The sequence below is a fragment of the Streptomyces sp. MST-110588 genome, assembly GCF_022695595.1.
Taxonomy (GTDB): Bacteria; Actinomycetota; Actinomycetes; order Streptomycetales; family Streptomycetaceae; genus Streptomyces.
The window spans coordinates 3,892,425-3,915,987 of sequence record NZ_CP074380.1 but is presented as its reverse complement, the minus strand read 5'-3'; the positions used below and the strand labels follow the sequence as shown (position 1 = coordinate 3,915,987).

Annotated in this window: 20 protein-coding genes and 2 tRNA genes; 5 read left to right on the top strand and 17 right to left on the bottom strand. The window is 70.5% G+C overall.

Annotated elements, in window-relative coordinates; translation table 11 throughout:
• Positions 1 to 44: 44 nt before the first annotated feature.
• The 6 genes from KGS77_RS17195 to KGS77_RS17170 form a co-directional block, all read right to left on the bottom strand.
• Positions 45 to 782, bottom strand: a complete 738-nt coding sequence (locus KGS77_RS17195) for a class E sortase (RefSeq protein WP_242582598.1) — start codon at positions 780 to 782, stop codon at positions 45 to 47.
• Positions 783 to 807: 25 nt separating this feature from the next.
• Positions 808 to 2,505 (bottom strand): class E sortase, encoded by a 1,698-nt coding sequence (locus tag KGS77_RS17190; RefSeq protein WP_242582595.1) that lies wholly within the window; start codon positions 2,503 to 2,505, stop codon positions 808 to 810.
• The gene (locus KGS77_RS17185; RefSeq protein ID WP_242582592.1) at positions 2,502 to 3,170 is read right to left on the bottom strand and encodes an aminodeoxychorismate/anthranilate synthase component II; all 669 of its coding nucleotides are present in this window, start codon (positions 3,168 to 3,170) and stop codon (positions 2,502 to 2,504) included. The genes KGS77_RS17190 and KGS77_RS17185 overlap by 4 nt, the downstream gene beginning before the upstream one ends.
• Positions 3,167 to 3,343, bottom strand: a complete 177-nt coding sequence (locus tag KGS77_RS17180; protein WP_242582588.1) for a hypothetical protein — start codon at positions 3,341 to 3,343, stop codon at positions 3,167 to 3,169. The genes KGS77_RS17185 and KGS77_RS17180 overlap by 4 nt, the downstream gene beginning before the upstream one ends.
• 89 nt (positions 3,344 to 3,432) lie before the next feature.
• Positions 3,433 to 4,158 (bottom strand): class E sortase, encoded by a 726-nt coding sequence (locus tag KGS77_RS17175; RefSeq protein ID WP_242582586.1) that lies wholly within the window; start codon positions 4,156 to 4,158, stop codon positions 3,433 to 3,435.
• Positions 4,159 to 4,240: 82 nt separating this feature from the next.
• Positions 4,241 to 5,023 (bottom strand): DUF881 domain-containing protein, encoded by a 783-nt coding sequence (locus tag KGS77_RS17170; protein WP_242582584.1) that lies wholly within the window; start codon positions 5,021 to 5,023, stop codon positions 4,241 to 4,243.
• A 146-nt stretch (positions 5,024 to 5,169) separates the two neighbouring features.
• On the opposite strand from KGS77_RS17170, the gene crgA reads away from it, so the two are divergent.
• Positions 5,170 to 5,427: a cell division protein CrgA gene (gene crgA, locus KGS77_RS17165; protein ID WP_242582582.1), complete on the top strand. Its 258-nt coding sequence runs from the start codon at positions 5,170 to 5,172 to the stop codon at positions 5,425 to 5,427.
• Positions 5,428 to 5,804: 377 nt separating this feature from the next.
• Here the strand turns inward: crgA and KGS77_RS17160 are convergent, their stop codons facing one another.
• On the bottom strand, positions 5,805 to 6,758 hold the full coding sequence (locus KGS77_RS17160; protein ID WP_242582580.1) for a rhomboid family intramembrane serine protease: 954 nt from the start codon (positions 6,756 to 6,758) through the stop codon (positions 5,805 to 5,807).
• 245 nt (positions 6,759 to 7,003) lie between these two features.
• Positions 7,004 to 7,531, bottom strand: a complete 528-nt coding sequence (locus KGS77_RS17155) for a peptidylprolyl isomerase (RefSeq protein WP_242582578.1) — start codon at positions 7,529 to 7,531, stop codon at positions 7,004 to 7,006.
• 491 nt (positions 7,532 to 8,022) lie between these two features.
• Between KGS77_RS17155 and KGS77_RS17150 the strand changes: the two genes are divergently transcribed.
• Together KGS77_RS17150 and KGS77_RS17145 are read left to right on the top strand one after the other, a co-directional pair.
• Complete coding sequence (locus tag KGS77_RS17150; RefSeq protein ID WP_242582576.1) at positions 8,023 to 8,745, top strand: DUF5324 family protein; 723 nt, start codon at positions 8,023 to 8,025, stop codon at positions 8,743 to 8,745.
• An 834-nt stretch (positions 8,746 to 9,579) separates the two neighbouring features.
• On the top strand, positions 9,580 to 13,962 hold the full coding sequence (locus KGS77_RS17145; protein ID WP_242582574.1) for a Pls/PosA family non-ribosomal peptide synthetase: 4,383 nt from the start codon (positions 9,580 to 9,582) through the stop codon (positions 13,960 to 13,962).
• 270 nt (positions 13,963 to 14,232) lie between these two features.
• Here the strand turns inward: KGS77_RS17145 and KGS77_RS17140 are convergent, their stop codons facing one another.
• From KGS77_RS17140 to KGS77_RS17125, 4 genes are all read right to left on the bottom strand, one after another.
• On the bottom strand, positions 14,233 to 14,499 hold the full coding sequence (locus KGS77_RS17140; protein ID WP_242582572.1) for a hypothetical protein: 267 nt from the start codon (positions 14,497 to 14,499) through the stop codon (positions 14,233 to 14,235).
• A gap of 136 nt (positions 14,500 to 14,635) precedes the next feature.
• On the bottom strand, positions 14,636 to 15,049 hold the full coding sequence (locus KGS77_RS17135; protein ID WP_242582570.1) for a PIN domain-containing protein: 414 nt from the start codon (positions 15,047 to 15,049) through the stop codon (positions 14,636 to 14,638).
• Entirely contained in the window at positions 15,031 to 15,315 is a 285-nt protein-coding gene (locus KGS77_RS17130) for a hypothetical protein (protein ID WP_242582568.1), read from the bottom strand. Before KGS77_RS17130 ends, KGS77_RS17135 begins: the two co-directional genes overlap by 19 nt.
• 256 nt (positions 15,316 to 15,571) lie before the next feature.
• Positions 15,572 to 15,644, bottom strand: a tRNA-Ala gene (locus KGS77_RS17125).
• 129 nt (positions 15,645 to 15,773) lie between these two features.
• On the opposite strand from KGS77_RS17125, the gene KGS77_RS17120 reads away from it, so the two are divergent.
• Both KGS77_RS17120 and KGS77_RS17115 read left to right on the top strand, forming a co-directional pair.
• Entirely contained in the window at positions 15,774 to 16,322 is a 549-nt protein-coding gene (locus KGS77_RS17120; RefSeq protein WP_242582565.1) for a DNA-binding protein, read from the top strand.
• A gap of 57 nt (positions 16,323 to 16,379) precedes the next feature.
• Positions 16,380 to 17,858: a serine/threonine-protein kinase gene (locus tag KGS77_RS17115; protein WP_242582563.1), complete on the top strand. Its 1,479-nt coding sequence runs from the start codon at positions 16,380 to 16,382 to the stop codon at positions 17,856 to 17,858.
• 46 nt (positions 17,859 to 17,904) lie between these two features.
• Here KGS77_RS17115 and KGS77_RS17110 read toward each other — a convergent pair whose 3' ends face one another.
• The 5 genes from KGS77_RS17110 to gyrA all read right to left on the bottom strand — a co-directional run bounded on the left by KGS77_RS17110 (position 17,905) and on the right by gyrA (position 23,522).
• Positions 17,905 to 19,287, bottom strand: a complete 1,383-nt coding sequence (locus KGS77_RS17110; protein WP_242582561.1) for a hypothetical protein — start codon at positions 19,285 to 19,287, stop codon at positions 17,905 to 17,907.
• 362 nt (positions 19,288 to 19,649) lie between these two features.
• Positions 19,650 to 19,784 carry a DLW-39 family protein gene (locus KGS77_RS17105; protein WP_003958712.1) on the bottom strand — a complete coding sequence of 45 codons (135 nt, stop codon included), beginning with the start codon at positions 19,782 to 19,784 and terminating at the stop codon, positions 19,650 to 19,652.
• 205 nt (positions 19,785 to 19,989) lie between these two features.
• Positions 19,990 to 20,066, bottom strand: a tRNA-Ile gene (locus tag KGS77_RS17100).
• A gap of 93 nt (positions 20,067 to 20,159) precedes the next feature.
• Complete coding sequence (locus KGS77_RS17095; protein WP_242582559.1) at positions 20,160 to 20,834, bottom strand: DUF3566 domain-containing protein; 675 nt, start codon at positions 20,832 to 20,834, stop codon at positions 20,160 to 20,162.
• Positions 20,835 to 20,921: 87 nt separating this feature from the next.
• Complete coding sequence (gene gyrA / locus KGS77_RS17090; protein ID WP_242582557.1) at positions 20,922 to 23,522, bottom strand: DNA gyrase subunit A; 2,601 nt, start codon at positions 23,520 to 23,522, stop codon at positions 20,922 to 20,924.
• Positions 23,523 to 23,563: the final 41 nt, after the last annotated feature.

Below are 23,563 nucleotides of genomic sequence, written 5' to 3'. Positions count from 1 at the left end.
GGTCACCTCGCGAGGTGACCGGGGCTCCCTACGTTGCGGGCCGGCTAGCGGAGTTCCTTGGGGGCGGTGCGGTTGGCGTCGACCTTTTCGGTGCGGACCAGCTCGCCCCAGACGATGTAGCGGTAGTCCGAGGTGTAGACGGGGGTGCAGGTCGTCAGGGTGATGAAGCGGCCGGGCTTGCGCTTGCCGGATTCCTTGGGGACGTCGTCCAGGACGTCGGTGTTGTACTTCGAGGTCTCGGTCAAGGACGCGTAGACCTTGTAGATGTACCAGGTGTCCTTGGACTCGAAGACGATCGGGTCGCCTTCCTTGAGCTTGTCGATGTTGTGGAACTTCGCGCCGTGTCCGTCGCGGTGTGCGGCGAGCGTGAAGTTGCCCTTCTTCTCCTGGGGGAGCGCGGACTTCACCGGCTTGGTGTAGAAGCCGGCCACGCCCTCGTTGAGGATGTCGGAGTCGGTGCCCTTCTTGACCAGCACCTCGCCGTTCTTCATCGCCGGGACGTGCAGGAAGCCGATGCCGTCCTTGGTGTCGAGCGCGCCGGGGCCCTTGGGGCCCTGCGCCCAGTTCTTGCGTATCCGGTCACCCTGCTTGTGCGCTTCGCGGTCGGCGAGGACGTTCGTCCACCACAGCGAGTACACGACGAACAGCGCCAGGATCAGTCCGGCTGTGATCAGCAGCTCGCCGATCACGCTGACGACGGCGGCGATGCGCCGGCGTATCCGGCGTGGCCCGGGAGCGGGCGTGGGCGCTTCGGTGCCCTCGTCGTGTCGGGTGGCAGTCACCGCGATGTACCCCTTTTACCTTCGCTCAGCTTACGAGCGCATCCGGCTTGCCTTTGCTTCGCGGTCGCTCCTCGACCATCTTGCCCCACACGATCATCCGGTAGGTACTGGTGAACTCCGGGGTGCAGGTCGTCAGCGTGATGTAGCGGCCCGGGCCCTTGAACCCCGAGCCACGGGGCACCGGGGCGATGACTCCGATGTTCCTCGGCGATGTCTGAGCCAGGGCGCTGGACATCTCGTACGTGTAGAAGTAGCTCCCCGTCTCGACGACGATCTTGTCGCCCTTGGTGAGCTTGTTGATGTAGCGGAACGGCTCGCCGTGGGTGTTGCGGTGCCCCGCCACCGCGAAGTTGCCCTTCTTGTCCCAGGGCATCGCCGTCTTCACGCTGTCCTTGTCGTAGTGGCCGACCATGCCACGGTCCAGCACCTTGGGCTTGCTGATGCCCTCGGCGATCGGGACCTTCACGTCCAGCTTGGGGATATACATGATCGCGAAGCCCTGGCCGGGTGAGAAGGCGCCGGCCTCGCGGTCGCCACCGCCCTGGTCCCACTCGTGCTGGAGGTTGCTGGCGGCGCCGCCCGCCTCCTGATGCGCCAGCACGTTCGTCCACCAGAGCTGGTAGGTCACGAACAGCAGCATCACCACGCCGACGGTGATGAACAGCTCGCCCACCACCCGGCTCACGATCACGCCGGGGCCGGCCTTACGGGCGCGCTCGGCGCGGCGGGCCTCCAGCCGGGAGGCGGGCGCACCCTTCGGCGCTGCCGTGGCGGACGTCGCGGTGGACGCCGTGGCGGCTTCCGCGGGCGTGTCCGGGGTGCCCCGGCGGTTGCGTCTGCCGCTCCGCTTGGCGGCCTCCTGTGCGGCCTTACGGCGGGCCGCACGGCCACCGGTCACCGACGACGCCGGGGCAGCGGCCGACGGGCCCACAGGCGACGGGTCCGTGGGCGAAGGGCTCGTCGGTGCGGCTTGCGGGAAGGCTGCCGTGGCGGCGTGGGACACGCCGGTTTCACATGCATCGGTTTCACGTGAAACAGCGTCTGCCGAGCGGCTCGTGGTGGTCCGCTCCTCGGCCTGCCGCAGTGCCATCGTCTCGTCGTCGCGCACGGGCCCGGAAGCGGGGGTGGACGGTGCCGGGAGGTCCGTCGGCCGGGGGATGCCGAACGGGTTGGGTATGGGCTGCGGCGTCGGAGTGGTCAGCGGGGTCGGCGTTGGCGTCGCCGGTGACAGCAGTGTTGGCGATGTGGGCGGCACCGGCCGCGTTATCGGCTCGTACGTCAGCGGCTGGGTGGGGGCCGGGGGCCGTGTCCGGGACCGGTCCTGCGGGTCGGAGGACGGTGGCTGCGGGCGGGTCGGCGACTGAGACGGCGCGGCTTGCCGGCGCGGACGGAACCACGGCGAACCGGGGCGCTGGACCTCGGCGCCCGCGTGCGAGGCGTCACCTCCGCTTCCGGCAGGGCGGGCGGCCGACTGCGCGGTCTCCTGCCCGGCGGGCCGGCCGGGGGGCTGCTCGGCCCGTCGCTCCGGCTGCCGGCCGGAAGGGGATGCGGCCTGCTGGGACGGGACGGAGGGCCGGGTCGGGGCCGGGACGGGCAGCGGGTCCGTCAGCGGGTCATCGAGCTGCCCGACGGCCGCCTCGAACGCTTCGAGGTCGTCGTACCCGCCACTGGGCCCGGAGGGCGGATAGGACTTCCCTTGGCGCTCGGGGCGGAGGGCGGTCACGCGCCGGCCCTGCCGACCACCGGGGCGAGCCCCGCCGAGCGCTCCACGGCCTCCTGGTCGCCGCACTCCACCAGCCAGTTGGCGAGCATCTGGTGGCCCCACTCGGTCAGCACCGATTCGGGGTGGAACTGCACGCCCTCGACGGGCAGTTCGCGGTGTCTGATCCCCATCGGGATGCCGGTGTCGGTCCAGGCGGTGACCACCAGCTCGTCGGGCACGGTGTCCGGCTCGATGGCCAGCGAGTGGTAGCGGGTGGCGGTGAAGGGGGACGGCAGGCCACGGAAGACCCCGGCGCCCTCGTGGGTGACCAGGGAGGTCTTGCCGTGCAGCAGCTCGGGGGCACGGTCGACCACACCCCCGTACGCGACCGCCATCGACTGCATGCCCAGGCACACGCCGAAGACCGGGACGCCGATGGCGGCGCAGTGGCGCACCATGTCGACGCAGACCCCCGCCTCTTCGGGCGTTCCGGGGCCGGGGGAGAGCAGGACGCCGTCGAAGCCCGCGGTGCCGTCGGCCGCCGTGGAGGCGGGAGGCGGGACATGGCCCGGCTCGACCTCGTCGTTGCGCAGCACCTCGCACTCGGCCCCGAGCTGGTAGAGGTACTGGACGAGGTTGAAGACGAAGCTGTCGTAGTTGTCGACGACGAGAATTCGTGCGCTCATCGGACGGCGGCCATCCCTTCGTCGACCGTGACGTCGTTGAAGGGGAGCAGCGGCTCCGCCCATGGGAAGACGTACTGGAAGAGCACGTAGACGATCGCCAGTACCAGCACGAGTGAAATCAGCGCCTTCACCCATGTGTTGCCCGGCAGATGCCGCCAGATCCAGCCGTACATGCTGTCGCTGCCCCTACTTGCCGATGTCGGTGTCGTTGACGGTGTCGATTGCCCCACCAGAGTAAGGGGCGGCGGTCGGGCTTGGTGGGTCAGCGACCCAAAGCAGCGGGCCGCCCGCGCTCCACGGGCCGCGTGGAATCGAGGTGGGCCCAGACGATCAGCCGGTGGCTGTGGCCCCATTCCGGCTCGCAGGTGGTCAGGGTCAGATACCGGCCCGGCCCGGTGTATCCGGATTTGCGCGGCACGGGATCGATGACTCCGACATCGGTGGGCAGCGTCGTGTACGGCTTCCGGTCGACGCGGTAGGTGAACCACCACGTGCCGTCCGTGAGCACCACGGCGTCTTCGGGCCGCAGTTCGGGGACGTCCTTGAACGGGTCGCCGTACGTCCGCCGGTGCCCGGCGACGGAGAAGTTGCCCAGCTCGCCGAGTCGGGCGGTACCGCGGTAGTGCCCCAGCCCGCGCTTGAGCACCTCGCTTCCGGTCCCTTCCAGTACGGGCTTGGACCAGTTCGCCCCGAAGCGGGGGATGTACATGACGGCGAACGCCCTGCCGTCCTTGTACGGCGGCTGCGGACCGGGCCGGCCCGGGAGGTCCCCTCGCGCGGTGCCGGGCCGGCCGGGGCCGTGACGTCCGTCGCCGGAGGCGAACGGCTTGGCGGCCCACCGGTCCTGGAGCCTGCCGATCTCGCCGTCCATCGCGCTGTCGGCCCGTACGCCGGTCCACAGCAGCAGGTACGCGACGAACAGCACGATCAGCGTGCCGAGGGTGATGCAGATTTCGCTGAACGTCCTGACGACCGACCGCACCGTCATTCCGGCCCTGCCTCCCGCATGTCCCGGCGCGCGGGACTCCCCCGGCGTCAGGGGTGCCGGACGCCGGCGGACCTCCCGGGCGCTACGGCTTCACAGGCTGTGCGTAGTGGAGATCCACTGTGCCGGAATAGCCGGGCAGAGTCACCGTCTCGTGCTGGTCGACTTTCCAGCCCAGGCCGTAGGCGTTGACGTACTGCAGGTAGTTCTGGATGGCGGGCGAGGCGTTGAGCGCCTTGCCGAGGGTCTCGCGGTCACCGACGGCCGTCACCTTGTAGGGCGGCGAGTAGACCCGGCCCTGAAGGATGAGGGTGTTGCCGACGCAGCGCACGGCACTGGTGGAGATCAGCCGCTGGTCCATGACCCGGATTCCCTTGGCGCCTCCCTGCCACAGGGCGTTGACGACGGCTTGCAGGTCCTGCTGGTGGATGACGAGGTCGTTGGGCTGCGGTTCGGGCACCCCGGGAATCTTGGCGGTGGCGTTGGGCGGCGCGTCGGTGAGCGTCACCGTCAGGCCCGGCCCGTCGATCTTCTTCGTGCCGGCGTTGGCTTCCAGGGCCTTGAGTTTGGCGTTCTCGGCCCGGGAGCCGCCGTCGTCCCGCCGCGCGAGCCCGTCGATCTCGTCCCGTAGGGAGGCGTTGCGCTCGTCGTGGGCGCCGTTCTTGTGGCTGCGTTCCTGGATGAGGTCGGACAGCCGCAGCATGGAATCGTCCGAGCGCAGGTCCGTGCCACGCGCGGTGTCGAAGCTCAGCCAGAAGATGAGTCCGGCGAGCGCGAAGACGGCGAGGGTCAAAAGACGCACGGGCCGCAGGTGGCGGCGCGGGTGGCTGCGTGACGGGCGGCCGGGGGAGTCAGCGGAAGTGCTCAACGTACCCTTACTCCTTACGACGCCGCGGAAGCACTACGCTAACGGACGCCCGGGGAGGGACGCTCCCCGTCGCTCCCCCGCCCGGCTCCATTCCCTACACCCCGCCCCCGGCGCGGTCACGCAGCGCATCGACAGGAGAGTTCCTCGTGCCGAAGTCACGGATCCGCAAGAAGGACGACTTCACGCCGCCGCCGGCGAAGCAGGCAGCCAGTCTCAAGCTGAATTCCGGCCGCCGCTGGGTCGCTCCGCTGATGCTGGCGATGTTCCTGATCGGACTGGCGTGGATCGTGCTCTTCTACGTGACCGGGGGCGACATGCCCGTCAAGGCCATGGGCAACTGGAACATCGTCTGCGGCTTCGGCTTCATCGCGGTGGGATTCGGCGTCTCCACCCAGTGGAAGTAGCCGCGGGGCGGCGCCGACGGAGCCGGTGAAGCCGGTGGCGGCCCGCAGCACCCGCAGCATTCCCGGCTCCTCGGCGCAAGTACTGCCCAAGGCCATCCACACCGTTATCCACAGCCGGGGAAAACTTCAGAAGATCTGTGGATAACTTCCTGTGGGTTGACACCGGTGTGACCGGCGGCTCACCTCGCGAGCCGCCGCCACCCCTTGCCCTGCTTGGGGAAACGCAGGTCAGTGCGATGCGGAACGCATGTTCCCCACAACCTGCGCAAGATCCGCCACTCGCTGTGGACAACTCAGCGATTCGGCCCGCACGACCGGGGTTCACGGCACCGGGCCCCGGGGCACCGAGCCAGGTCACCGGGCCGGGCCGCAGGCCCTCAGGTCATCAGTCCCGCCGTCCCGCTCAGCAGATGAGCGGTCCACACCCACACCACCGCGATGATCGCCACCAGCACCACCGCACAGGTTCCTACCTGCACCAGCGTCCGCCGCTCGCGGGGCGCGTGCACCATGCCGTACGCCACCGCCGCGCCCACCACCAGGCCACCCACATGGGCCGACCAGGCGATGTTCGGCCACAGGAACGTGAAGGCCAGGTTGAGGCCGAGCAGGATCAGGACCGGCTTCATGTCGTAACGCAGTCGGCGCAGCAGTACGGCGGTCGCGCCGAGCAGGCCGAAGATCGCGCCCGAGGCGCCCAGCGAGGGCTCGTTCTGGGCGGCGAGCACGTAGGACAGGGCGCTGCCGCCCAGCCCGGAGAGCAGGTAGAGCGCCAGATAGCGGACCCGGCCGAGAGCCGCTTCCAAAGAGGGGCCCAGCCACCACAGCGAGAGCATGTTGAACCCGATGTGCATGATCTGCTGGTGCAGGAACATCGCGGTCAGCAGGCGGTACCACTCGCCCTCGGCGACACCGACGAGCTTGAACTGACCCGGGTCCCAGGCCAGGGCAAGCATGTCCAGGTCACCGACGACGTCCTGGCCGGCGTCCCCGAAGAGGCCCTGCTGCGCAGCGAGGACCAGCACGAAGAAACCCAGGTTGAGACCGATGAGGATCTTGGTCACCAGGGCGGGGGTGGCGGTGAGCGCGCCGCCCGCGACCGTACGGGGGACCGCGGCCCGCGGTGCGTGGCCCGTACCGCTGCCACCGCGTACGCAGTCCGGGCACTGGAAGCCGACCGAGGCGCTGACCATGCACTCGGGGCAGATGGGCTTCTCACAGCGGGTGCAGCGGATACCGGTCTCCCGGTCGGAGTGGCGGTAGCAACCGGGCAGGCCGCTGCCTTCCTTCGCGTCCCGCGGCTCCTGCGGGCTGCCTGGCACCTGGTCCATCGGTCGTCGGTCCCCTCGGTCCCTCGTCCTGTGCGTACGGGTGTCCTGTGCGTACGGATCTCACCGCAGCGCGCCACCTCGGCACCGCCCCCGGCCCCGCTCCGTTTCGTTCCGCTCCACGGCGTGCAACAGCTTCGCGCCCCACCCGATCTACGACCAGGCAGGGCGCGATGGTTCCCGGTACGACCGACGGCAGACGGCAGACAGCAGACGGCAGACGGCCGTACCGGACCGGACGACCGGCCTCAGCGGTTCTCGATGACGACCGACTCGATCACGACGTCGTTGACGGGACGGTCGGTCCGCGGGTTGGTCTGGGTAGCGGCGATGTCGTCCACGACCTTCTTGCCGGCGTCGGTGGCGACCTCACCGAAGATGGTGTGCTTGCCGGTCAGCCACGTGGTCGGGGCGACCGTGATGAAGAACTGCGAGCCGTTGGTGCCCGGGCCGGCGTTGGCCATGGCCAGGAGGTACGGCTTGTTGAAGGAGAGGTCCGGGTGGAACTCGTCCTTGAACTCGTACCCCGGACCACCGGTGCCGTTGCCCAGCGGGTCACCGCCCTGGATCATGAAACCGCTGATCACCCGGTGGAAGACCGTGCCGTCGTACAGCTTGGCGGTGGACTTCTTGCCGTCCTTGGGGTTGGTCCACTCGCGCTCGCCCTTGGCGAGCTCGACGAAGTTCTTCACTGTCGTCGGGGCGTGGTTCGGCAGAAGCCGGATCTCGATGTCGCCCCGGTTGGTCTTCAGGGTGGCGTAGAGCTGCTCAGCCACGATCTACCTTCCATAAGTCTGCACTGACGGTTCCCGATCCTCGCACGGACCGGCCCGTTCGTCCCCCGGCCACCGCCTCGGTACGCGCTTCGCACAATTTCTTCCCGCCGGGAATCCGGCGGGAATCCGACCGGAAGCTGATCAAAAGCTGATCACAAGCCGACCGAAAGCCGCAGGAAACCAACAGGAAGCTGTCGGGAAGCCGTCAGGAATCCGACGCGCAGGGGAGGAGTACATGGCCGGTACGGGGCCACTCGTCCCATGAGAACAGGGACCAGTACCGGCCGAACCGGCGCGCGCGGCGACGAACCGTGGCATTGTCGTCAGAAGGCTCCGATGGCTCCGTAAGGTCCCCAATGACCCGGATGCCCGCTCGCACATGCCGTACCAGGCATGAGCAGGCATGATCTTCAACCGGGTGGACAGGCGAGGAACAAGACGTTGGGGGACGGCCCCGAGCCCCCGGACACGCCACCGAGGAGGAGGATCCCGTGACCCGCAAGGACAGCGTGCGCGCCGCGACCGTTTCGGCCAAGGACAGCGTGCGGCACGCCGCGGAGGTGGTGGCTCCGTATGCCGGCACGGCCAAGGACACCGCCGTTCACTACGCGCACGAGGCTCGAACGCGGCTGGCACCCAAGGTCGCCGAGGCTGCTCACCAGGCCCGCAACCAGTACGACGCCCACGTACAGCCGCGCATCGAGCACGCGCGTGGCGCGCTGCCCCCCAAGGTGGACGCGGCGGCGGCCCGGGCGGCGAAGATGACCCGTAAGGCCGCGCGTCAGGCCGCCGACTACACGGCACCTCGCGTGGAGCACGCCGTCCACAGCGCGCGTGCCGCCGCCGAACCGGTACGGGAAGAAGCCCTGGCCCGCGGTACGGCGGCGCTGGCGGCGCTGCGCGGACAGGTGTCGGCCGCCGAGATCGAAAAGCTCGTCAAGAAGCACCGGCGCCGGGCCCGGGCCGGACGGCTGGCCAAGCGCCTGGCGGTGCTGACCGTGCTGGCCGGCGGCGCGGTCGTCGCGTGGAAGTGGTGGGACAAGCAGGCCAACCCGGACTGGCTGGTCGAGCCGCCCGCCCCCACCGAGGTCAACGACCGGGCGACGCTCTCCGCGGTGGACGGCAGCGCGGAGGCGGCGGTTCTGGACCCGGAGGTGCAGGCCAAGCAGGCCGAGGCGGAGGCCGAGCCCGAGCAGCGCGGTGGCACGCCCTGACGTCCCGGACTTCGTGACGTTCCTGACGCCCCAGGCGTTCCTGACGCCCCAGACGCCCTAAGCGTCCCTGACGTCCCCCATGACGGACGGGGTCTGAGGACAGAAGTACGACGGCCGTGTTGTCGTCCCGTACCCACGATGACGGGGGTACAGGACGACAACACGGCCGCGTCGTGCGACGGACCGCCCACCGCTTGCGCGTCAATGTCCAGCCGTATTGAGCGTCCCGCAAGGCCGCAGGACGCTTCCCCTCCTGTTTCCACTTGCTGTGTGCGTCGCGCCCCGGGAATTCTTCCGACGGCTTCCCTGGACCGGCTTCTTCGACCGGCTTCTTCGACCGGCTTCCTTCCGGTGCGACATCCGGCCGCTCCGGTGACGGGCTTTCGTGAGTCGGCGGAAGGCTTGTGCCGCGAAGGACATCATTTCCCGCATCGCCGAGTTCTCCTTCAGGACGACATGGGGCTCCCGCGGGCCACCCGGCCACGCGGGAGCCCGGTAGCGCGGGCCTCCGGCCGTACGGTCCCGTGATCGTGCGGCCGTACGATCACGCGGTCGCGTCTGCGCAGTTGGCCGGCCCGCTCGCTCGGGAGCAGGCGGTGCCGCGCCGTCGACGATCCGGCGGCCAGGGCGCGCCGCCGACGGCAAGGAACTGTAGCCAGCGTTTATGAGACATTTTCTTAGATTTCCGTCACCAGCCCTCCACCCATCAAGCAAACCGGCCTTTTACGCAGAGTTGGCAAAAGGACCAGAACCGAGCCCGCGTGAGGCGCCTCTTGTACGGGCGGACGTCCCGTAGGACATCCGCCCGTATTCACGTTGAACCAAAGGCTCTCGATGTCCTTGTCCTCTCTGCCTTCCTCCCGCGATCCCGTGGAAGCACCGTCCGGCATAACCGCCCCGTCGGGTGTGCCCGGCCAGCCCGCCGCCTCCGACGCCTCCGACACCTCCGACGGCCCCGACGCGGCGATATACCGGGGAGCGCCGGCCCATCCGCCACGGACGCTGCTCGATGTCCTGGAAGCCACCGTGACCGCCCACGCGGACGCGCCGGCCCTCGACACCGGGGAGGAGGTGATCGACTACCGCACTCTGTGGGCGGAGGTCGGCCGACGCGCAGAGCGTCTGGCGGCGCACGGCATCGGCCCCGGCGACCGGGTCGGGATCCGGGTCGCCTCCGGTACGGCGGAGCTGTATCTGTCCATCCTGGCCGTGCTGCGCAGCGGTGCCGCCTACGTTCCGGTCGACGCCGACGATCCTGAGGAGCGGGCGGCCTCGGTCTTCGGTGAGGCGGGGGTGTGCGCGGTTCTCAACGGCGCCGCCGAGCCGCTGCTGTCGGGCCCGGTCGGCGACTACCCGCCGCCGTCGTCGTCCGACAGGAGCGCACCGTCGACCGACGGAAGCGCCCCGCCCCGTACTCCCTCCACGGACGACGACGCGTGGATCATCTTCACCTCCGGCTCGACCGGCGCACCCAAGGGCGTCGCCGTCACCCACCGAGCCGCCGCGGCCTTCGTGGACGCCGAGGCGGAGCTGTTCCTGCGCGGCGACCGGCCACTGGGCCCCGGTGACCGGGTGCTGGCCGGGCTGTCCGTGGCCTTCGACGCCTCCTGCGAGGAGATGTGGCTGGCCTGGCGGAGCGGCGCGTGTCTGGTGCCGGCATCGCGCTCGCTGGTGAGGGCGGGCCACGAGCTGGGCCCGTGGCTGGTCGAGCGGGGCATCACGGTGGTCTCCACGGTGCCGACGCTGGCCGCGCTGTGGCCGGACGAGGCCCTGGCCGCCGTACGGCTGCTGATCGTCGGCGGTGAAGCCTGCCCCGCCGGGCTCGTGGAGCGGTTCGCCACCCCGGGCCGGGAGATGTGGAACACCTACGGGCCGACCGAGACCACGGTCGTGGCGTGTGCCGAACGCCTGCTGCCGCAGGAGCCGGTACGGATCGGGCTCCCCCTGGACGGCTGGGACCTGGCGGTCGTCGACGCCGACGGTACGCCGGTTCCGTACGGCGCCCAGGGCGAGCTGATCATCGCGGGCGCCGGCCTGGCCCGCTATCTCGACCTGGCCAAGGACTCGGAGCGCTTCGTGCCCTGCCCGGCGCTGGACGCACGGCGCGCCTACCGTACGGGGGACCTGGTACGGGCCGAACCCGAGGGCCTGTTCTACGTCGGACGCGCCGACGACCAGGTCAAGGTGGGTGGCCGGCGGATCGAACTGGGCGAGATCGACGCGGCGCTGGCCGATCTGGACGGTGTCCGGAGCGCGGCTGCCGCGGTGCGCACCACGCCGTCCGGGGGCCGGATCCTGGTCGGGTACGTCGTACCGGAGACCCGTACGGCCACCGGTTCCGACACCAAAACAGGCAAAAGCACCAGAACAGGCAAAGGCGCAGGAACCACAACAGGCACAGAAACCGGTTTCCGCCCCGACCTGGCCCGCAAGGTCCTGGCGGACCGGCTGCCCGCCGCGCTGGTGCCCGTACTGGCCGAGGTGGCCGAGCTGCCCACCCGTACGTCAGGAAAAGTGGACCGCGACGCGCTGCCCTGGCCGCTGCCCGCCGCGGCGACGGACCGGACGGGCACGGACGCGTCCCCGGACGCGCACCGGTCCGGCGGACCGGACGCGGACGCGGGGGAAGACGGCTCGCGCGACGGACTCACCGGCACCGCCGCGCGGCTCGCCGATGCCTGGCAGGAGCTGCTGGGCGTACGGCCCGGCGCGGACAGCGACTTCTTCGCCCTGGGCGGCGGCAGTCTCAGCGCCGCCCAACTGGCCTCCAGGCTGCGCGCCGACCACCCCGGCGTCTCGGTGGCCGATCTCTACCGCCGGCCGGTCCTGCGTGACATGGCCGCTTACCTGGACTCGCTGACCGCCGAACAGTCGGCGGACGGTGGCCAGGACGGACAGGGCAGCGTGGCAGCCCACGGCGGTACGGGGCATCCGGACGCCGGGCCCGCCCGCTCGGGCCCGGCCCGCCGTGAGCCGTCGTCCGGCGCCGAAGCGGTCCGGCCGGTACCGCGCCGCACCGGCGCCGTACAGATGCTCATCCAGCTCCTCCTGTACGGCGTGGCCGGCCTGCGCGGCGCGGTCGCCCTGGCCGCCGCCGACAACGTGTTGTGGCTGCTGGCCCCGCAGACCTGGGTGCCGCACACCTCCTGGTGGCTGGTGATCGTCGGCTGGCTGGTGCTGATGAGCGCCCCCTCCCGGTTCGCCATCGGCGCGTTGGCCGCCCGCGCGCTCACCCGCTCCATCACCCCGGGCGCCTATCCGCGCGGCGGACAGGTGCACATGCGGCTGTGGGCAGCCGAGCGGACGGTGGCGGCGTTCGGTGTGCCCGCGCTGCTGGGTACGCCGTGGGCGCGGCTGTACGCACGGGCCCTGGGCTGCCGGGTGGGTGCCGATGTGGCGCTGCACGCCATGCCCCCGGTGACCGGCCTGGCCGAACTGGGCGAGCGCGCGAGCGTGGAGCCCGAGGCCGACCTGTCCGGCTGGTGGCTGGACGGGGACGTGCTGCGGGTCGGGTCCGTGAGCGTGGGGGCGGGTGCCCGGGTGGGCCACCGCTCGACGCTGCTGCCCGGCGCCGCGCTGGGCCCGGGCGCCGAACTGGCCCCCGGCGGCTGCCTGGGCGGGACCGTACCGGCTCACGAGGTCTGGGAGGGGTCGCCCGCCCGGCCCGCCGAGGGCAACGCCCGTACGGCGGGCACCGCCTGGCCCGATGCCCGCCCGGCCCACTCCCGCCTGTGGACCGCCGCGTACGGCCTGACGCTGGCCGGACTGCCGGTGCTGCCGCTGCTGGCCATGCTGCCCGCGCTCGCCGGCGTCTACTGGCTGGTGCGCGACTGTACGACGCTCCACGACGCGGCGCTGCGGCTGTTCGCCGCCGCACCCGTGATCGCCGTCGTCACGACGCTGTGCTGGATCCTGCTGGTCGCGGCCGTGGTCAGGATGCTGGGACGCGGCATACGGCCCGGTACGTACCCGGTGCGCGGGCCGGTGGCCTGGCGCGCCTGGCTGGTCACCCGGCTGCTGAACGGCGCCCGGAGCAGTCTCTTCCCGATCTACGCGAGCCTGGCCACCCCGCTGTGGCTGCGGCTGCTCGGCGCCCGGGTCGGCCGGCACGCCGAGATCTCCACCGTGCTGCCGCTGCCGTCCCTGCTGAGCGTGGCGGACGGCGCCTTCCTTGCCGACGACACGCTGGTGGCCCCGTACGAACTGCGCGGTGGCTGGCTGCGGCTGGGCACCTCGCACATCGGGCGGCGGGCGTTCGTCGGCAACTCGGGGATCGTCGGCCCGGACCGCGAGGTCCCGGACCAGGCCCTGATCGGCGTGCTGTCGGACGCGCCGGAGCGCAGCGAGCCCGGCTCGTCCTGGCTGGGGCGGCCCGCGCTGCCGCTGCCGCGCACCCCCTCGTCCGCCGACCCCGGCCGTACCTTCGAGCCGCCGCGCAAGCTGGTGCTGGCGCGGGCGGCCGTCGAGTCCTGCCGGGTGCTGCCGCTGATGTGCTCGATGACGCTGGCCGAGGCGGTGTTGGTCGGTGAGCAGGGCGCGCTCAAGGCCGGCGGGATCGGGCTGGCGGCATTGATGGGCGCCCTCCTGCTGCTGGCCGCCGGGCTGCTGGCCCTGCTGACCGCGACCGCCGCGAAGTGGCTGCTCGTCGGCCGCTTCCGCACCGGTGAACATCCGCTGTGGTCCTCGTTCGTGTGGCGCAACGAGCTGTACGACACCTTCGTGGAGTCACTGGCCGTGCCGTGGATGGCCGGCGCCTTCACCGGCACGCCCGTACTGAACTGGTGGCTGCGCAGCCTGGGCGCCCGGATCGGGCGCGGCGTGTGGTGCGACACGTACTGGCTGCCGGAGACCGACCTGATCACGCTCGGGGACGGCGTCAGCGTCAACCGCGGCTGTGTCCTGCAGACGCACCTGTTCCACGACCGGATCATGCGGCTGGACACCGTCCATATGGCGGCGGGCTCTTCCCTGGGCCCGCACGGCATCACGCTGCCCGGCACCACGGTCGGCGAACGCGCCGCCATCGGCCCGGCGTCACTGGTCATGCGCGGCGAGAGCGTACCGGCCGGCACACGATGGGCAGGCAACCCGATCGCCGGCGAACGCCCGGCCGCGGTGACCCCACCGGCCACCGGCACACCGGCACCCCTGCCACCGGCCGCCGCAAGCACCGGGGCCGGCAGCACCCGGGCCGCCGAGGCACACCCGGCCAGGTGACCTGACCAATCGGACGCGGGGCGGCACACACCACCGCCGCCCCGCGATCCGCCGCCCCTTCTCCCTCAAGCCCCCTCAAAGCGGTCCTGTCGAGCTGACCGATGTGTCCGGCCAGTCCAACGTGCTCGGCGTCGGCTTCCAGGACCGACAGGACCGGCGCCCACAGCCTGGTCTCGGGCTCGAAGTGCGCGCGGTGGATCAGTGCGGACACCTGCCGGTTTCCCGACAGCGCCAACAACGTCGGGTGATCCAGCACGAGATGGTGCTGGATCACCCGGCGACATCCCGCTGCGGCCGGGCAAAGGCTCCTCGGAGCTTCCACCCCATGGCCGCGCTCTCCTCATCGCTCACCTCGACGCCGAAGTGGTCCGCCAGATACGCGCGCGTCCGCTCCGCCCGCTCCCGCCGTTCCTCGTCGGTCAGCGTGGTCTCCGCGAACTCCTGCACCAATGAACGGATCGACGTCCCCCGCGACTCGGCGATGACCGCCAGACGGTCCCGCACCTCGGCAGGCACACGGATCATGGCATCAGACATGGATGAAGTATGCGTCCGCGTATACAGCCCCCACAGGTGAATCGGCCGCCCCCTGCTTTCGCTGTGGCACGAAGCGTGTCGCCGCCAGCGGTCATGCGCACACAACGCGCTCAACAGCCAGGAACACCAACCGCATTCAAACGGCAACGAGCCGGACCCGGTCTCCGCACAGCTTGGTCATGTCATCGATGTCCGAGGTCAGCATCACCACCGGGCGCTGCTGGCGCAGAGCCGTCCCGGCCACGGCCGCGTCGATGGCGTACTTCTGGCCGTGCAGACCGGCCGCCATCAGCAGTGCCGAAGCCGCCTTCGCCTCCTCGTCCCCCACCGCGACCACCCGCAGCCCCGACAGCAGCCACCGCAGCCGGGCCTTGTCGGTGCGGGCATGCACGGCCTCGATGATGGTGAGCGCACAGATCACCACATCCATGCCCCGCCGCCGCGCCTCCGCAACCAGTGCGACCGCTTGCTCGTCATCCCTGAGCAGCTTCGACAGGCCCTCGCTGTCCAGGACCAGGGTCCCCGCATGAGTCAGCTTGCGGCGGGCCACTGCTCTTCCTCAGCGAACACCTCGTCGAAGACCATCCGCGCCCGCTCCTGCGCCTGCTCCGAAACCGGGCCCTTGCGCCGCTCGTAGTCGGTCAGGTACTCGTCCAGAACTTGACCGCGCAGCTCACGCTCGACTGCGGCCGTGATGAACGCGGAGAACTCCCGCTTGCCCACCCGCGCGCGGATCGCCTCCGCCGTCCCCTCCGGCAGGGACAGGCTCACCCGCGTGGCTGGGCCCTCACCAATGCTGTACGCCTCCTCAGACATACGGTCCACTGTGTCAAACGAGTAGGAAACCAGCAAGGCTCGCAAACCAGCCCGCGATCCCGGCGGTCGTCGGGCCCAGGAGATCCCAGGGGGAGACGCGAGCGGGCACATCCCTTGAAGGGCAAGGAGGGCAAGGGCTCCCTCCATGCCCGATGGGCGCGGATGCACCCACCGACGGGCACATGATGGGCACATGATGGGCACAAAAAAACGCCCCCCGAACCGCGTTTCCGCAGGCCAGAGGGCATTTCATAAGTGGAGCCTAGGGGAGTCGAACCCCTGACATCTGCCATGCAAAGACAGCGCTCTACCAACTGAGCTAAGGCCCCGTCGCCGACCAGGGTACCCGGTGCCAGGAGGGTTTTCCGACCGGGTATCGCCGCGACCAGGTCGTCTCCGTAGGATGCTGCGCGAGATTCGCGGCAGCGAAGCGCGATCGGGGAGACAGGGGAGAGGCCATGGACGCAGCACAGCAGGAAGCCACCGCGCGCGCTCGGGAGCTGCAGCGGAGTTGGTACGGGGAGCCCCTGGGAGCGCTGTTCCGCCGCCTCATCGACGACCTCGGTCTGAACCAGGCGCGGCTGGCTTCCGTACTGGGACTGTCGGCGCCCATGTTGTCGCAGCTCATGAGCGGTCAGCGCGCGAAGATCGGGAATCCGGCCGTGGTGCAGCGGGTCCAGGCGCTCCAAGAGCTGGCCGGGCAGGTCGCGGACGGCAGTGTCAGCGCGGCCGAGGCCACCGACCGTATGGAGGAGGTCAGGAAGAGCGCGGGCGGCTCGGTGCTGAACAACACCGGCCAGACCGCCTCGTCCACGGGGGCCACGACCGTACGGCGCGTGGTGCGCGAGATCCAGTCGCTGCTGCGTTCGGTCTCGGCGGCCGGCGACATCATCGACGCCGCGAACACCCTCGCTCCCACCCACCCCGAACTGGCGGAGTTCCTGCGGGTGTACGGCGCGGGGCGGACGGCGGACGCGGTGGCGCACTACGAAGCGCACCAGAGTTAACGGGGGAGAGGGGGATAAGGGGACAAGGGCGGGTCAGGGGCAGGGGACAGGGACGCAATGGGTGAGGTTTTCGCCGGCCGGTACGAGCTGATCGATCCGATCGGACGGGGCGGTGTGGGTGCCGTCTGGCGTGCCTGGGACGGCCGTCGGCGCCGGTACGTGGCGGCCAAGGTGCTCCAGCAGAGCGACGCGCACGCGCTGCTGCGATTCGTACGGGAACAGGCGCTGCGCATCGATCACCCGCACGTCCTGGCGCCGGCGAGCTGGGCCGCCGACGACGACAAGGTGCTGTTCACCATGGACCTGGTGAACGGTGGTTCGCTGGCGCACCTGGTGGGTGACTACGGGCCGCTGCCGCCCCGCTTCGTGTGCACACTCCTGGACCAGTTGCTGGCCGGGCTCACCGCCGTACACGCCGAGGGCGTCGTCCACCGCGACATCAAGCCCGCGAACATCCTGCTGGAAGCCACCGGAACCGGGCGCCCCCACCTGCGGCTGTCCGACTTCGGCATATCCATGCGCAAGGGTGAACCCCGGCTGACCGAGGCCAACTACGTCGTGGGCACGCCCGGTTACTTCGCGCCCGAGCAACTGACGGGCGCCGAGCCGGACTTCCCCGCCGACCTCTTCGCGGTCGGCCTGGTCGCCCTGTACCTGCTGACGGGGAACAAGCCCGACACCCAGGCGCTCGTACGGCACTTCGAGGAGCACGGCACGCCCGATGCGCCGCAGGACGTGCCGGAGCCGCTGTGGCAGGTCCTGGCGAACCTGCTGCAGCCGGACCCCGAGGCCCGGTTCAAGACGGCCACGGGCGCGCGCAAGGCGCTCCTCTCTGCGGCCGAGCTGCTGCCGGAGGTGACGATCGAGGAAGAGGCCGTCGAGGTCTTCGACCACATCGGACCGCTGCCGGCGGGCTTCGGGCCGGACGGGCCGGTGGCGCCGGCCCCGCGGGAGGCCGAGGGAGAGGCTGAGGCGGAGGCCGAGGGCGGAAGCGGGGCCGGTGTTCCGGGGGCGGAAGCGCGGACCGGTTCCGGTGCCGGGGGCGGTCCGGTCTCTCCGGTGTCCTCGGCTTCGGGGGCAAGTACGGGCATGGGTATGGGTACGGGTACGGGTGCGGGGTCGACGTCCGGTGTGGTGGTGCCGGAGCGGCCTGGTACGCCGCCCCCGCCTGCTCCGCCGAGCACGCCGCCCGGCCCGGTTCCGGCACCGGCTCCGGTCCCTGCCTCGGCCTCGGCCGCTCGGCCATCAAGCCCACCCCCGCCTCCGGTCCCGGTCGCGCCGCCGGCCGCCGCCCCCGCACCCGGTCGGCCGGTTTCCCCGTACGAGGCCACGGCCGCCATCCGCCGGGACCCCGCCCGCACCCGTCCGTACACCGCGGGCCGTCCCCCTCAGGCCACGGCGACGCCGGCGGCACCTGCCACCGGCGCGGCTGCTGCCGTACGGCGGCCGGGACCGCCCCCGAAGGTGGCGGTCCCGGTTCTGGTCGTGGCGCTGCTGTGCATCGCCCTGGGTGTGTGGGCGCTGGCGGGCGGCTGAGAGTCTGTCCTGGCCAGGACAGGCCAGGACAGGGTGCCTCGTACGGCTAAGGGTTCTGCGGTGGGCTCATCTTCTGCGTATCGACTCCCGGCCCTGACCGTTCCTGCCCGGGGGCGACTACCTGAGACGCCCCCGGAGCCGCCACCGCGCCCCGCCGCCGAGCCACGAGCGTCCACGTGCCCAGCCCGGCCAGCAGTACGGTGCCCACGCCGAGCCCCGCATAACCCAGCAGCCGCCTGGTGCCGCCCGCGCCGGCGCCCGGGCCGTCCTCCTGACCGCCCCTCAGGCCCTTGCCGGCCGCTTCCTTGTCGTCCTGGCTGACGGAGAAGTCGGGCGTGTCCTTGCTGTAACCGGGCCCGGCCTTCGCCTTCCCCTTCACATCCACCCGCAGGGTGAGGCCCGCGCCGTCCTTGAAGTACTTCGCGGTGTCGCCGTGCAGGGAGATTTCGAGGTAGTACCAGCCCGCGAACCGCATCGCGCCGACCGCGTCGACGCTGCTCTCCCTGTTCCCGTAGTCGACCGGTGCGGTGAACATCCGGGCCGCGGCGGGTTTTCCGTCGTACGCGGCGAAGTCGACCGTACCGACCAGGCCGCGCGCCGGGTTGTAGACGCTCAGACCGAGCGCGTCGGGCAGGAACCCGGTGCCGGTGCCGCCGGCCGGGGCGCCCGGCAGCTCGGCGCTCACGTTGAGCTGCTGTCCCCAGTCGACGGGCACCCGGTAGAAGCGGGTCTCACCGGGCCTGATCCGGTCCTTCCACACGCCTTTGCCGACCGAACCGGCGTCGTTGAAGCCGGTGCCGCCGGTGGCCTTCTTCTTCGTTGCGGCAGTGGGCGGAGGGGGTGTCTCGGTGGGCCGGGTGGCGTCGGCCGGCTTGCCGGGCGCGTTGCCCGTCAGGCCCGGCTCGGTGAGGAAGGACAGCTCGACGGGCCAGCGGTCGGGCCCCGCGGCCGACCTGCCCTCTCTTTTGAGGACGACGTCGTACACGCCCGCCTCCTGGCAGTCGGCCCGTCGTCCGCGGATCTGCCGGCCGGCGTAGTCCGCGACGGGGTAGGCCATCCTGTGGCCCCGGAAGGCCGTACGCCCCTGCGGACCGCACGAGTTTCCGCGGCTGTCCCTGATCTGAACCAACAGGTTGTCGGTGTAGTCCTCGACCTCCGCGCCCGGTGGTGGCGCGGCGACCGCCGCCACATAGGCGTTGGACGTCGCGTCGAGGTCGACGGCGTAGTGCTTCTCCTCCCCCAGCGCGATGCTGTCGGAGTACCTGCCGGGGATGATCCGCGGGGCGTCCTCAGTGCTGGGCGTGCCCTTGACCGCCTTGGCGTCCTGAGCCGTCTTGTACGTGGGCAGGCCACCGCTCCGGGCCCCGGCCGGTACGGGTGACGACAGCAGCGCCATCGTGGCGAGCGCCGCGGCGCCGGCCCCCCTCACGGCGCGTCGCAGGGTGCCGCGTCCCGCCTCACCACGCCGCAGACTCCAGCCCCGCATCGTCTCGCCCCCAGCCGTCCGCCGCCGCCTCACCGTGCGTCCCCCCTCATAATCCCGTACGAGCCTCTACGAGCCCGTACGATCCCGACCCCGAACCGGGGCCCGTCCTACCCCGCCGCCGTCCCCGCCGACCTACCGACCCGCCGACTCAACCGTCCGCCGAGGGCCCGCCCCGGCGCTCAACATCATCTTTGCTGGCGCAACCTATCAATGTGCGCAAGCAAACAAAAGGGAGCGGTCACGGACGCACGGAACCCCGGCCGCCACCAGGGACGACCGGGGTTCCGTACGAGCTGTTTCGTGTCTCACACACCCGAACCTGCGGGCACGGAGTCGGTCGCCTCCGTCCACAGATCCTGCTCGGCGCGATCCGCCTGGATCTGGCGGTACACGAGGAGCCCGCCGATGGCGGCCAGTGCGACCAGGAGAAGCTTCTTCACCGCGCGACCTCGTCTTTCGTTGACGTAGGGGACCTCTGGTGGCCGATGATACACACGGCCGATACCGATCGGTGACCTAGGGCCGGACCAACTCCTGTCCCGCAGAAACGAATCAGCCCGGAGAAGTCGATCGAGCCGGGGAGAGACACCGTCCGCAGAAACGAATCGGCCCGGCCGGAGAGATCTCCGGCCGGGCCGATCGCGCTGGTGGGGCTAACAGGACTTGAACCTGTGGCCTCTTCCTTATCAGGGAAGCGCTCTAACCGTCTGAGCTATAGCCCCGCGCTGCACCGAAAGATTAGCGCACTTCAGAGGCGTTCCCAAAATCGGTTCCCCATGACCCCGGGAACGCCCCGTCCGTACCGGCTCCCGGCCTCACTCGTCCTCCGCCAGCGTCAGCTCCACCCCGCCGACGAAACCGGCCGAGATGTTGTAGATGAAGGCCCCGAGCGTGGCCAGCGCCGTCGCCAGCACCACGTCGATCACCGCAATGATCGTGGTGAACATCAGCACCCGCGGCAGCGACAGGAAGGACTCCAGGTCGAAACCGCTGCCCTCGGACCCGGTCGCCTCGCTGATCGTGCCGCCGACGGTGGAGAAGACGCCCATCGCGTCCAGCACCATCCACAGCACCGATACCGCCACGATCGTGCAGATGCCCAGCGCGATGGACAGCAGGAAGCTGACCTTCATCACCGACCAGGGATCGGCCCTGGCCACCCGCAGCCGGGCCTTGCGCGTACGGGGTTCCGTGCGCGTGCCCGTACGCGGCCGGCGCCCTGCCGGTGAACCCGAGGAGCCCGCGCCCCCGCCGGAGCCCGAGCGGTACGCCTGGGGCGGCTGGTACGGCTGCTGCGCCCCACCGGGTGCCCCGCCCGCCGCGGCCCCCGAAGCCTGCGCCCGCTGGGCCTGCACCCCCTGCGCGGTCTGCTGCCTGGCCTGGTGCTGTGAGGACGGCTGTCGCCTGTCGGTCACGGTTCCCCCCTGGTAGGAGCCCTCCGATGAGGAGCCGTCGTCAGCGGCAGAGCCACGGGCGCCGTCTTCCGTCACGGTCGCGGGTCCGGCCGGGGAGCGTCTTTTCGCTCCCGGCCCGCCCGCCGCAGCGCCCGTGGCTCTACTCACGATCTACTCCTCGTGCTACTCCGCCGCGGGCGCACCGCCCTCGGCCGCCACGGACGCGGTGCCCTCGGCGTCGTCGGCCGACTCGGGCCCCTCGACCCCATCGACCTCTTCGGCCTCGCGCCCGGCCTCGGCGTTCCGTGCGATACCGACCACGGCATCGCGCTTGCCCAGGTTGATCAGTTGGACGCCCATGGTGTCACGACCGGTCTCCCTGACCTCGCTGACCCGCGTACGAATCACGCCACCGCTCAAGGTGATGGCGAGAATCTCGTCGGTCTCCTCCACCACCAGGGCCCCGACCAGCGAACCCCGGTCCTCCACGATCTTGGCGGCCTTGATGCCCAGACCACCACGTCCCTGCACGCGGTACTCGTCCACGGGAGAGCGCTTGGCGTAACCGCCGTCCGTGGCGGTGAAGACGAACGTACCGGCCCGCACCACATTCATCGAGAGCAGCTCGTCCCCCTCACGGAAACTCATACCCTTGACGCCGGACGTCGCACGCCCCATGGGACGCAGCGCATCGTCGGTGGCCGTGAAGCGGATCGACTGCGCCTTCTTGCTGATCAGCAGCAGGTCGTCCGCGCTGGAGACCAGCTCGGCGCCGATCAGCTCGTCGTCCGTGCCGTCCTCCCGCTCCCGCAGGTTGATCGCGATGACACCGCCGGAGCGCGGCGAGTCGTAGTCCTTCAGCGGCGTCTTCTTCACCAGGCCGGCCTTGGTGGCGAGCACCAGGTACGGCATGGCCTCGTAGTCGCGCACCGCCAGGATCTGCGCGATCCGCTCGTCCGGCTGGAAGGCCAGCAGGTTGGCGACGTGCTGGCCGCGCGCGTCCCGGCCCGCGTCCGGCAGCTCGTAGGCCTTGGCGCGGTAGACCCGGCCCTTGTTGGTGAAGAACAGCAGCCAGTGGTGGGTGGTGGAGACGAAGAAGTGGTCGACGATGTCGTCTTCCTTCAGCTTCGTGCCCCGTACTCCCTTGCCGCCGCGCTTCTGCGAGCGGTAGTCGTCGGTCTTCGTACGCTTGACGTAGCCGCCACGGGTGATCGTGACGACGATGTCCTCCTCGGCGATCAGGTCCTCGACCGACATGTCGCCCTCGAAGGGGACCAGCTTCGAACGCCGGTCGTCGCCGAACTTCTCGACGATCGCGGCCAGCTCCTCGCTGATGATCTGCCGCTGCCGCTCCGGCGACGCCAGGATCGCGTTGTACTCGTTGATCTTGGCCTGGAGTTCGTCGTGCTCCGCCACGATCTTCTGCCGCTCCAGGGCGGCCAGCCGGCGAAGCTGCATCTCCAGGATCGCGTTGGCCTGGATCTCGTCGATGGCCAGCAGGCCCATCAGCCCGTCGCGTGCCACCTCGACCGTATCGCTGCGCCGGATCAGTGCGATGACCTCGTCGATGGCGTCCAGGGCCTTGAGCAGACCGCGCAGGATGTGCGCCCGCTCCTCGGCCTTGCGCAGCCGGAACTTCGTGCGCCGGACGATGACCTCGACCTGGTGGGCGACCCAGTTGCGGATGAACGCGTCCAGCGAGAGCGTCCGCGGCACGCCGTCCACCAGCGCGAGCATGTTCGCGCCGAAGTTCGTCTGGAGGTCGGTGTGCTTGTAGAGGTTGTTCAGGACGACCTTGGCCACCGCGTCACGCTTGAGCACGATCACCAGCCGCTGGCCCGTACGCGAGGAGGTCTCGTCGCGGACGTCCGCGATGCCGCCGATCTTGCCGTCCTTCACCAGATCGGCGATCTTCTGCGCGAGGTTGTCCGGGTTGACCTGGTACGGCAGCTCGGTGACCACCAGGCACTGACGGTTGTTGATCTCCTCGACCGCCACCACCGCGCGCATCGTGATCGAGCCGCGGCCCGTGCGGTACGCCTCCTCGATGCCCTTGCGGCCCACCACCAGCGCACCCGTGGGGAAGTCCGGGCCCTTGATGCGCTCGATGAGCGCCTCCAGCAGCTCCTCGTGGGAGGCGTCGGGGTTCTCCAGCGCCCACTGGGCACCGGCCGCCACCTCCCGCAGGTTGTGCGGCGGGATGTTGGTGGCCATGCCGACGGCGATACCGGCCGAGCCGTTGATCAGCAGGTTGGGGAAGCGCGACGGCAGGACCGTCGGCTCCTGGTTGCGGCCGTCGTAGTTGTCCTGGAAATCGACGGTCTCCTCGTCGATGTCCCGCAGCATCTCCATGGAGAGCTGCTTCATCTTGCACTCGGTGTACCGCATGGCCGCGGCCGGGTCGTTGCCCGGGGAGCCGAAGTTGCCGTTGGAGTCCACCAGCGGCATCCGCATCGACCACGGCTGCGCGAGGCGGACCAGCGCGTCGTAGATCGAGGAGTCGCCGTGCGGGTGGTACGTACCCATGACGTCACCGACGACGCGGGCGCACTTGTAGAAGCCCTTCTCGGGCCGGTATCCGCCGTCGTACATCGCGTACAGGACGCGGCGGTGCACCGGCTTGAGGCCGTCCCGCACGTCCGGCAGCGCCCGCGAGACGATCACGGACATCGCGTAGTCGAGGTAGGAGCGCTGCATCTCCGTTTCGAGCCCGACGGGCTCGACACGCAGGCCCACGCCTTCCACGGCGGCGGCGGTGCCGTCCGGGGCCACGCCGGGGGTCACGGGGGATTCTCGTCGGTCATTGCTGTTCAAAGTCCTTTCGC